The sequence below is a fragment of the Streptomyces sp. WAC 04229 genome, assembly GCF_003947455.1.
In the GTDB taxonomy this organism is placed as follows: domain Bacteria; phylum Actinomycetota; class Actinomycetes; order Streptomycetales; family Streptomycetaceae; genus Streptomyces.
On record NZ_QHJH01000248.1, the window covers coordinates 1 to 8,778 of the forward strand.

An 8,778-nucleotide genomic window follows, 5' to 3' on the forward strand; every position below is an offset into this window, starting at 1 on the left:
TTGGCGGGCGGGGCGCAGTGCACCGGAGAGGTGACGCGCACGCCGAGCAGTTCCAGGCCGTCGTCGGCACGGACCGCGGTGGGCTGCGAGGCGAGGCCCACGTCGTACAGGGCCTGGTACAGGACGTCCCCGGAGCGGTCGCCGGTGAACATCCGGCCGGTGCGGTTGCCGCCGTGGGCCGCGGGGGCGAGTCCGACGATCAGCAGGCTCGCGTCGGGCGGTCCGAAGCCCGGCACCGGACGGCCCCAGTACGTCCAGTCGGCGAAGGCCGCCCGCTTCGTACGGGCCACCTCCTCCCGCCAGTCGACCAGCCGCGGGCAGGCCCGGCAGTCCGTGATCCGCTGGTCGAGCATCGGGAGGCCGCCGGTGTCCATGCGTCCACCGTAGAACGATCCCCGGGCGGAAATTGCGGTCCCTCCCGCCGGGCCGGGCGGCTAAGGTCGGAGCATGGCTTCCGAGCATGACGAGGGCAGGGCCCCGGCGGACGGGGCGGCCGTCCCGCAGGACGCCCCCGGGGCCCCGGAACAGGACCCGAGGACCGCCGCCGCGATCGCCGCCGCCGAGGCGGCCGGGCCGCAGAGCGGCGAGAACGTCCGGGTGGACAGCTGGATCTGGGCCGTCCGCCTGATCAAGACCCGCTCCCTCGGCGCCACCGCCTGCCGGGGCGGCCATGTCCGGGTGAACGGTGACCGTGTGAAGCCCGCGTACTCACTGCGTGTGGGCGACGAGGTGCGCCTGCGGCACGAGGGCCGGGAACGCGTCGTCATCGTGAAGCGGCTCATCCGCAAGCGCGTCGGTGCCCCGATCGCCGCCCAGTGCTACGTCGACAACTCCCCGCCGCCCCCGCCCCGCGAGGCCGTCGCCCCGGCCGGGATCCGTGACCGCGGCGCCGGGCGGCCGACCAAGCGGGACCGCCGTGAGATGGAGCGCCTGCGCGGGCTGGAGAGCCTGGCCCGCGCTCGTAAGGACGCCGAGACCAGGCCCTGATCGCCGTGACCGGGCCCTGCTCCCGTCCTCGGACGCTCGCTCAGCCGCGCCGGGCCCGGACCAGCCGGAGCAGCTCCCGGTTGTGCTCGCGGCGGGCCCGGGCGATGACCAGGAGCGGCACCAGCAGGACGAGCGGTGTCGCCGCGTTCTCACCGTCGAAGTAGGTCAGCTGGACGACGAACGCGCCGACCATCAGCGCGCCGAGCGCCGTCGCCGCGACCGACTGGAGCACCGGGATCAGCAGGGCGACCGCCCCGGCCAGCTCCAGGACTCCGATCGCGTACATGCCGGCGTCGCCCCAGCCCATCGTGGCGAAGCTGTCGGCCGCCGAGGAGTGCCCGACGAGCTTGGGCGAGGCGCTCGCCACGGCGAAGAACAGCGCGACGAGCACCTGCACCACGCGCAGGGTGATCCGGGCGGTGCGAGCCGTGGGGGCGGTGGGAGCGGCGGTCTCGGCCATGGCGGTCTCCTGAGCTGGGTGGTCCGTGCTGCTGTCGGGTGGGTAGACCGCCCGCCGGACCGGAACTCATCGCCGGATGCCCACTCTTGTGGCAGCAATCCTGTGGCACCACTCCTGTGGGCACCACTCATGGTGCCTCACGCCTGTGGCATCGGTATCGCCCTCACCCACGTCCCGTCGTCGGTCAGATACCGGTCCACCCGGAGACCCGCCTCCGCCAGTGCCTGCTCGAACTGTTCCTTCGTCAGCGGCCGGGCCAGGAAGGTCTGGGTCCAGACCGCGTCCGGGAACTCGTACTCCGCGCGTACCGAGTTGACCCCTGCCGCGACCGGGTCCGCCGACAGGATCCGCACGGTGAAGCCGCTGGGGTCGACCCGCTCGCGCGGCAGGTTGGTGTGGTAGTCCGCGCCCTCCCGCTGGATCAGTACGCAGCCGTCGTCCGCGACGTGCCGCGCGCAGGTGCGCAGCAGTCCCCGCCGCACCTCGACGTCCCCGGTGTGGACGAGGAACGACGCCATCATCACCACGTCGAAGCGCTCGTCCAGGTCGAGGTGCTCGATCGGGCCGCATATGGTCCGTGCGCCGCGCACGTGCTCCAGCATCTCGGCGGACTCGTCGACCGCGGTGACGGAGAACCCGCGCTCCAGCAACGGATGGGTCATGCGGCCCACCCCGCTGCCCAGTTCCAGGATGCGCGCACCCTCGGGTACGGCGGCGGCGACGATGTCCGGCTCGGGTCCCGCGGGCAGCCGCGCATACAGCTCGACGGCACAGCCGTCCGGGGTGATGGCCCCGGGTCCCGTCCCCTGGTGTCCCTCTCGCATTCTCAGTTCCATGCCCGTCCAACGGCCCGCCACCGCACACCCGTTCCCACGCGCCGCCGGTTCACCCGACCGAGTGAACGCACCCGGTCCGGTGGTACGGCGGGACCGCCGACGCGGCCCGTTTCCCCCTCGTGGCCCGCCGGAGTACGTTGCTTGGAGGAGTGGTGATCCGATGCGTACGGGCAGTGAACCGGCCACCGCGCGCAGTGCACTGCGGGCGCGGTTCTGGCTGAGCCTGTGGGGGCTGGTCTGGGCGATCTTCGGGACGGCGGCCTTCGCGCTCACCGGACGTATCGGATGGGCCGTGGCCTGCGGGGTGCTCTGGCTGGTCGCGACGATCGACCTCACGGTGGTCCTGCGGCACCTGCGCCAGGGCCCGCACTACCAGCCGGGCCGGGACATCCCGCCGTACCCACCGCCGAGGAGCTGACCGTCAGGAGTCGAAACGCGCCTGCTGGAGGTACTCGGGGTTCGGATCCAGGGCCGCCGCCAGCCTGAAGTGCCGCCGGGCCTGGTCGGGGCAGCCCCGTCGCTCGTAGGTGCGGGCCAGCGCGAAGTGCGCGAACGCGTTGTCCGGCTCACGCTCCAGGACGATGGTGAACTCCAGCTCGGCCGGTCGCAGTTGCGCCGCGGCGAAGAAGGCACGGGCACGCAGCAGCCGCGCGGCGGTGTTCTCGGGGTGGGCTCCGATGACCGCGTCGAGCAGCTTCACCGCGCCCCGCGGGTCCCGCGCCGCGAGCAACTGCTCGGCGGCACGGAAGTCGATGACATCCGTCTCCGGGGTACGTCCGGTCGAACCGCTGATCTCGGGCACGGCAGAGTCCTTCCCTCACTGGAAGGGATCAACGCCCGCCCGGGGCACCCTATTCCTGTGCCGTCCGGCGCCGGTCGTGTGCCCGGTGGGCCAGCTCGGTCCACACCTGCGCGACGCGGCGTCGCAGCTCGTCCAGGGGTACGTCGTTGTCGATGACCACGTCCGCGATCTCCCGGCGCTGCTCGCGCGTCGCCTGGGCGGCCATGCGGGCCCGCGCGTCCTGCTCGGTCATGCCGCGCAGCCGGACCAGCCGGTCGAGCTGGGTGGCCGGGTCGGCGTCCACGACGACCACGACGTCGTACAGCGGTGCCAGGCCGTTCTCGGTGAGCAGAGGGACGTCGTGGAGGACGACGGCGTCGTCGTCGGCCGCCTCCTCGAGGGCGCGGGAGCGGTCGCCCACCAGGGGGTGCACGATCGCGTTCAGCGCGGCGAGGCGCTCCGGGTCGGCGAAGACGATCGAGCCGAGCTTCGGCCGGTCCAGGCTGCCGTCCCCGGCGAGCACGTCCTCGCCGAAAGCGTCCACGACCGCCGCGAGTCCCGGGGTCCCGGGCGCGACGACCTCGCGCGCGATCCGGTCCGCGTCGATCAGTACGGCGCCGTGCTCCACGAGCAGCCGCGACACCTCGCTCTTGCCGGCACCGATCCCGCCGGTCAGGCCCACCTTCAGCATGAGCGGAAGCTTAGGGCCTGCCGGTGACGGCACACTCAACGGCCCCGTCCGCGGGCCGGCCGGTCGACCTCAGTTGTCGCCCTCCCGGTCCGCCAGGAACTGTTCGAACTCGCGGCCGATCTCGTCCGCCGAGGGGATCTCGACGGGCTCGGCGAGCATGTTGCCGCGGGTCTCGGCGCCCGCGGCCGCGTCGTACTGGTGCTCCAGGCCCTGGACGAGGGCGGTCAGCTCCTCGTCGCCCTCCTGGATCTGCCGGTCGATCTCCGTCTGGGTGCGGTGGGCGTCCGTGCGCAGGGCGTGCGCGATGCCGGGCAGGACCAGGCCGGTCGCCGCGGTGATCGCCTCCAGGACGGTCAGCGCCGCGTCCGGGTACGCGGAGCGGGCGATGTAGTGCGGGACGTGCGCGGCGACGCCCAGGACGTCGTGGCCGGCCTGCATGAGCCGGTACTCGACGAGCGCCTCGGCGCTGCCGGGGACCTGCGCCTCCTCGAAGGGGCTGCGGTGGCCCGGCACGAGGTCGGTGCGGGTGCCGTGCGGGGTGACGCCGACGGGGCGGGTGTGCGGGACACCCATGGGGATGCCGTGGAAGCTCACCGCCAGGCGGACGCCCAGGCGCTCCACGATCTGCGCCACGGCCGCGGCGAAGCGCTCCCACTCGACGTCCGGCTCGGGGCCGGACAGCAGCAGGAACGGCGCCCCCGTGGCGTCCTGGACGAGCCGCACCTCGATGGTGGGGTCCTCGTACTCCGTCCAGCTGTCCCGCTTGAAGGTCAGCAGCGGACGGCGCGCCCGGTAGTCGACGAGCCGGTCGTGGTCGAAGCGGGCGACGACCTGGTGGGGCAGCGTGTCGAGCACTCGCTCGACGATCTGGTCGCCGGTCTCCCCGGCATCGATGTAGCCGTCGAAGTGGTACAGCATGACCAGTCCGGCCGACTCCTGCGCGAGCGCCATGTCGACGACGGCCAGGCCCTTCGGCTCCCATGCGTACAAATCCTGCGGATCAAGCACAGTGACCGCTCCCCTCCTCGTGTTCGTACGTGACAACGCCGGGACGGGGACGGGCATTCCCGGAAGAGCGAGGACTGTGATCTTGGCGGCCGCGCCGGAAGGGGCGCCGTCCGGGGCAACGCCAAGGGGCCGCACCTCGAAAGGTACGGCCCCTTGGTCTAAGGCTTGGCCTCAGTGGCCCGCGCTCAGCTCTGGCCGCCGGCCAGCTTCTCGCGCAGCGCGGCCAGCGCCTCGTCCGACGCCAGGGCGCCGGAGTTGTCGCCACCCTCGGAGGAGTACGAGCCGCCGCCACCGCCGCCGGACGCGACCGGAGCCGCACCCGCGGTGTCGGCACCCTCGGCCGCGGCCTTCTCGTCCGCCTCGCGGGACTTGATGACCTGGGCCTGGTGCTGCTCGAAGCGCTGCTGCGCCTCGGCGTACTGCGTCTCCCACGCCTCGCGCTGGGTCTCGTAGCCCTCGAGCCAGTCGTTGGTCTCGGGGTCGAAGCCCTCGGGGTAGATGTAGTTGCCCTGGTCGTCGTAGGACGCGGCCATGCCGTACAGGGTCGGGTCGAACTCGACCGTCGACGGGTCGGCACCGAAGGCCTCGTTGGCCTGCTTCAGCGAGAGGCTGATGCGACGGCGCTCGAGGTCGATGTCGATGACCTTGACGAAGATCTCGTCGTTGACCTGGACGACCTGCTCCGGGATCTCCACGTGGCGCTCGGCCAGCTCGGAGATGTGGACCAGACCCTCGATGCCCTCGTCCACGCGGACGAACGCACCGAACGGCACCAGCTTCGTGACCTTGCCGGGCACGACCTGGCCGATCTGGTGGGTGCGGGCGAACTGCTGCCACGGGTCTTCCTGGGTCGCCTTCAGCGACAGGGAGACACGCTCGCGGTCCATGTCGACGTCGAGAACCTCGACGGTGACCTCCTGGCCGACCTCGACAACCTCGGAGGGGTGGTCGATGTGCTTCCAGGACAGCTCGGAGACGTGGACCAGACCGTCGACGCCACCCAGGTCCACGAAGGCACCGAAGTTGACGATCGAGGAGACGACGCCGGAACGGACCTGACCCTTCTGGAGGGTGGTGAGGAACGTCTGGCGGACCTCGGACTGGGTCTGCTCCAGCCAGGCACGGCGGGACAGGACCACGTTGTTGCGGTTCTTGTCCAGCTCGATGATCTTCGCCTCGAGCTCCTTGCCCACGTAGGGCTGGAGGTCGCGGACGCGACGCATCTCGACCAGGGAGGCCGGGAGGAAGCCGCGGAGGCCGATGTCGAGGATGAGACCACCCTTGACGACCTCGATGACGGTACCGGTGACGATGCCGTCCTCTTCCTTGATCTTCTCGATGGTGCCCCAGGCACGCTCGTACTGGGCGCGCTTCTTCGAGAGGATCAGGCGGCCTTCCTTGTCCTCCTTCTGGAGAACAAGGGCCTCGATCTCGTCACCGACGGCGACGACCTCGTTGGGGTCGACGTCGTGCTTGATCGAGAGCTCGCGGCTCGGGATGACACCTTCGGTCTTGTAACCGATGTCGAGCAGGACCTCGTCCCGGTCGACCTTCACGATGACGCCGTCGACGATGTCGCCGTCGTTGAAGTACTTGATCGTCTCGTCGATCGCGGCGAGGAAGGCTTCCTCGTTACCGATGTCGTTGACCGCTACCTGCGGGGTGGTGGCGGTGGTCTCGGTGCTGCTCGTCATGTGGGAAAGGGCTCCGGTACGGACATTGAAGTCGTAGGTACTGCTTGCGCCGGGAGCCCGTTTCGCTCTGCAGAAGCCGGACAGCCAAGGAAGCGTCACCGAAAACCACTGGTGACGCCTCGAGAACCGAGGGGACATACAACAGATGCGAGCGCGGCCTACTACGTCTGAGGCGCGCAGGCCCGCAGCGCAACTTGTAGCATACGGGGGCAGCCGGGCAGGGTCAATGCGCGAAGCCGCACACCCGGGGCAGATCACCGCATACCCGGCACAAAAGCTGTCCCCCGAGGCCACGTGGACCCCTGAGCGTCCCTTGCGTGACCGGGGGCCGGCGGCACGGAAGAGCCCGCAGACTAGTACGAGGGAGCCGGTCATCCAAGAGCCCGTAACGTCCGAGACCGCTGCAGCGGAACCCGAGGCCACCCGGCGTGCCGCCGGTGTCACGGAGAGTTCGCGCGCCAACCGCGGCTGGTGGGACCGGAACGCGGACGAGTACCAGACCGAGCACGGCACCTTCCTCGGCGACGACCGCTTCGTGTGGTGTCCCGAGGGCCTGGACGAGGTGGAGGCGGAGCTGCTGGGCCCGCCGGAGGACCTGAAGGGGAAGACGGTCCTGGAGATCGGGGCCGGCGCCGCGCAGTGCTCGCGCTGGCTGACCGCCCAGGGCGCCCGTCCGGTGGCCCTCGACCTCTCCCACCGCCAGCTCCAGCACGCCTTGCGGATCGGCGGCGACTTCCCCCTGATCTGCGCCGACGCCGCCGTGCTGCCCTTCGCGGACGGCTCGTTCGACCTGGCGTGCTCGGCGTACGGGGCGCTGCCGTTCGTCGCCGATCCGCGGCTGGTGCTGCGGGAGGTGCGCCGGGTGCTGCGACCGGGGGGCCGTTTCGTCTTCTCCGTCACCCATCCGCTGCGCTGGGCGCTGCCGGACGAGCCGGGCCCCGAGGGGCTGTCGGTGTCCGCGTCGTACTTCGACCGCACGCCCTACGTCGAGCAGGACGACGAGGGCCGCGCGGTGTACGTCGAGCACCACCGGACGCTCGGTGACCGGGTGCGGGACGTGGTGACGTCCGGGTTCCGGCTGGTGGACCTCGTGGAACCGGAGTGGCCGGACTGGAACACCTCCGAGTGGGGCGGGTGGTCCCCGCTGCGCGGGCACCTGATCCCGGGGACGGCGATCTTCGTGTGCGAGCGCGACTGAGCCGTACGGGCCGTGCCTGCGCACGCGCGCGTGGAGGCCGGTTTCGCGGGCGTACGACACTGGGGGCGTGATCCGTTACGACGCCCTGGACGCGCTGCCCGTGCGCGGTGCCCTGCCCGCGCTGCACGACGCCCTGGAGGGGCACGGCACGGCGGTGCTGGTCGCGCCGCCCGGCACCGGCAAGACGACGCTGGTGCCGCTCGCGCTCGCCGGGCTGCTGGGCGAGGGACCCGCGCGGCGCGTGGTCGTGGCCGAGCCCCGGCGGATCGCGGCGCGGGCGGCGGCCCGGCGGATGGCGTGGCTGCTGGGTGAGAAGCCCGGCGCGCGTGTCGGGTACACCGTGCGCGGTGAGCGGGTCGTCGGGCGGCACACGCGCGTGGAAGTCGTCACGACCGGTGTGCTCCTGCAGCGGCTCCAGCGGGACCAGGAACTGACCGGCGTCGACGTGGTGGTGCTCGACGAGTGCCACGAGCGGCACCTGGACGCGGACACGGCGGCGGCGTTCCTGTGGGACGTGCGCCAGGCGCTCCGGCCGGAGCTGCGCCTGGTGGCCGCGTCGGCGACGACGGACGCGGAGGGCTGGGCCCGGCTGCTGGGCGGGGCGCCGGTCGTCGAGGCGGAAGGCGTGTCGCATCCCGTGGAGGTGGTCTGGTCGCCACCGGCGCGTCCGGTGCGGCCCCCGCACGGGACGCGAGTGGATCCGGCGCTGCTCGCGCACGTCGCGTCGGTGGTGCGGCGGGCGCTGGCCGAGCGGGACGGGGACGTGCTCTGCTTCCTGCCGGGCGTCGGGGAGATCGCGCGTGTCGCCGGGCAGCTGGGGGGCCTCGGGGACGTCGACGTGCTCCAGGTGCACGGGCGGGCGCCCGCGGCCGTGCAGGACGCGGTGCTGGTGCCCGGGGCGCGGCGCCGGGTGGTGCTGGCGACCTCGGTGGCGGAGTCGTCGCTGACGGTTCCGGGCGTGCGGGCGGTCGTGGACGCCGGACTGGCGCGGGAGCCGCGCGTCGACCACGCGCGCGGGCTGAGCGCCCTGACGACGGTACGGGCCTCGCGGGCGGCGGCGCGGCAGCGGGCGGGCCGCCGCCCGCGAGGCCGGCTCTTTTAGTCCCCTGCCACCCACGACCAT

At 72.2% G+C, this 8,778-nt stretch carries 10 protein-coding genes and 1 pseudogene; 4 read left to right on the top strand and 7 right to left on the bottom strand.

Going from position 1 to position 8,778, the window contains the following annotated elements:
- Positions 1-374, bottom strand: a 374-nt coding sequence (locus DMH12_RS34980; RefSeq protein WP_312023992.1) for a uracil-DNA glycosylase family protein, incomplete at its 3' end; no start/stop codon positions are given.
- Between the two features lie 73 nt (positions 375-447).
- On the opposite strand from DMH12_RS34980, the gene DMH12_RS34985 reads away from it, so the two are divergent.
- Complete coding sequence (locus tag DMH12_RS34985) at positions 448-987, top strand: RNA-binding S4 domain-containing protein (RefSeq protein WP_125495352.1); 540 nt, start codon at positions 448-450, stop codon at positions 985-987.
- A 40-nt stretch (positions 988-1,027) separates the two neighbouring features.
- Here DMH12_RS34985 and DMH12_RS34990 read toward each other — a convergent pair whose 3' ends face one another.
- On the bottom strand, positions 1,028-1,447 hold the full coding sequence (locus tag DMH12_RS34990; protein ID WP_125495353.1) for a DoxX family protein: 420 nt from the start codon (positions 1,445-1,447) through the stop codon (positions 1,028-1,030).
- 137 nt (positions 1,448-1,584) lie between these two features.
- On the bottom strand, positions 1,585-2,271 hold the full coding sequence (locus DMH12_RS34995) for a bifunctional 2-polyprenyl-6-hydroxyphenol methylase/3-demethylubiquinol 3-O-methyltransferase UbiG (protein ID WP_125495354.1): 687 nt from the start codon (positions 2,269-2,271) through the stop codon (positions 1,585-1,587).
- Between the two features lie 172 nt (positions 2,272-2,443).
- On the opposite strand from DMH12_RS34995, the gene DMH12_RS35000 reads away from it, so the two are divergent.
- On the top strand, positions 2,444-2,701 hold the full coding sequence (locus DMH12_RS35000) for a DUF6343 family protein (protein WP_163015661.1): 258 nt from the start codon (positions 2,444-2,446) through the stop codon (positions 2,699-2,701).
- Between the two features lie 3 nt (positions 2,702-2,704).
- On the opposite strand, the gene DMH12_RS35005 is transcribed toward DMH12_RS35000, so the two are convergent.
- The 4 genes from DMH12_RS35005 to rpsA all read right to left on the bottom strand — a co-directional run bounded on the left by DMH12_RS35005 (position 2,705) and on the right by rpsA (position 6,457).
- Entirely contained in the window at positions 2,705-3,085 is a 381-nt protein-coding gene (locus DMH12_RS35005) for a M48 family metallopeptidase (RefSeq protein WP_122615035.1), read from the bottom strand.
- A gap of 49 nt (positions 3,086-3,134) precedes the next feature.
- Positions 3,135-3,755, bottom strand: a complete 621-nt coding sequence (gene coaE / locus DMH12_RS35010) for a dephospho-CoA kinase (protein ID WP_125495356.1) — start codon at positions 3,753-3,755, stop codon at positions 3,135-3,137.
- Between the two features lie 69 nt (positions 3,756-3,824).
- Positions 3,825-4,763: a PAC2 family protein gene (locus DMH12_RS35015; RefSeq protein ID WP_125495357.1), complete on the bottom strand. Its 939-nt coding sequence runs from the start codon at positions 4,761-4,763 to the stop codon at positions 3,825-3,827.
- Positions 4,764-4,948: 185 nt separating this feature from the next.
- Positions 4,949-6,457, bottom strand: coding sequence for a 30S ribosomal protein S1 (rpsA, locus tag DMH12_RS35020; RefSeq protein WP_125495358.1), 1,509 nt, complete (start codon positions 6,455-6,457; stop codon positions 4,949-4,951).
- Between the two features lie 226 nt (positions 6,458-6,683).
- Here rpsA and DMH12_RS35030 point away from each other — a divergent pair, with 226 nt between their 5' ends.
- Together DMH12_RS35030 and DMH12_RS35035 are read left to right on the top strand one after the other, a co-directional pair.
- Positions 6,684-7,655, top strand: coding sequence for a class I SAM-dependent methyltransferase (locus DMH12_RS35030; RefSeq protein WP_260474456.1), 972 nt, complete (start codon positions 6,684-6,686; stop codon positions 7,653-7,655).
- A gap of 67 nt (positions 7,656-7,722) precedes the next feature.
- Positions 7,723-8,742: pseudogene (locus tag DMH12_RS35035) on the top strand (DEAD/DEAH box helicase); the annotation flags it as partial.
- Positions 8,743-8,778: the final 36 nt, after the last annotated feature.

Bases quoted from the DNA above. Each gene is read 5' to 3' on its own strand.
- DMH12_RS34985 (WP_125495352.1), top strand. From the start codon at position 448: ATGGCTTCCGAGCATGACGAGGGCAGGGCCCCGGCGGACGGGGCGGCC.
- DMH12_RS34990 (WP_125495353.1), bottom strand. From the start codon at position 1,447: ATGGCCGAGACCGCCGCTCCCACCGCCCCCACGGCTCGCACCGCCCGG.
- DMH12_RS34995 (WP_125495354.1), bottom strand. From the start codon at position 2,271: ATGCGAGAGGGACACCAGGGGACGGGACCCGGGGCCATCACCCCGGAC.
- DMH12_RS35000 (WP_163015661.1), top strand. From the start codon at position 2,444: ATGCGTACGGGCAGTGAACCGGCCACCGCGCGCAGTGCACTGCGGGCG.
- coaE (WP_125495356.1), bottom strand. From the start codon at position 3,755: ATGCTGAAGGTGGGCCTGACCGGCGGGATCGGTGCCGGCAAGAGCGAG.
- rpsA (WP_125495358.1), bottom strand. From the start codon at position 6,457: ATGACGAGCAGCACCGAGACCACCGCCACCACCCCGCAGGTAGCGGTC.
- DMH12_RS35030 (WP_260474456.1), top strand. From the start codon at position 6,684: ATGCGCGAAGCCGCACACCCGGGGCAGATCACCGCATACCCGGCACAA.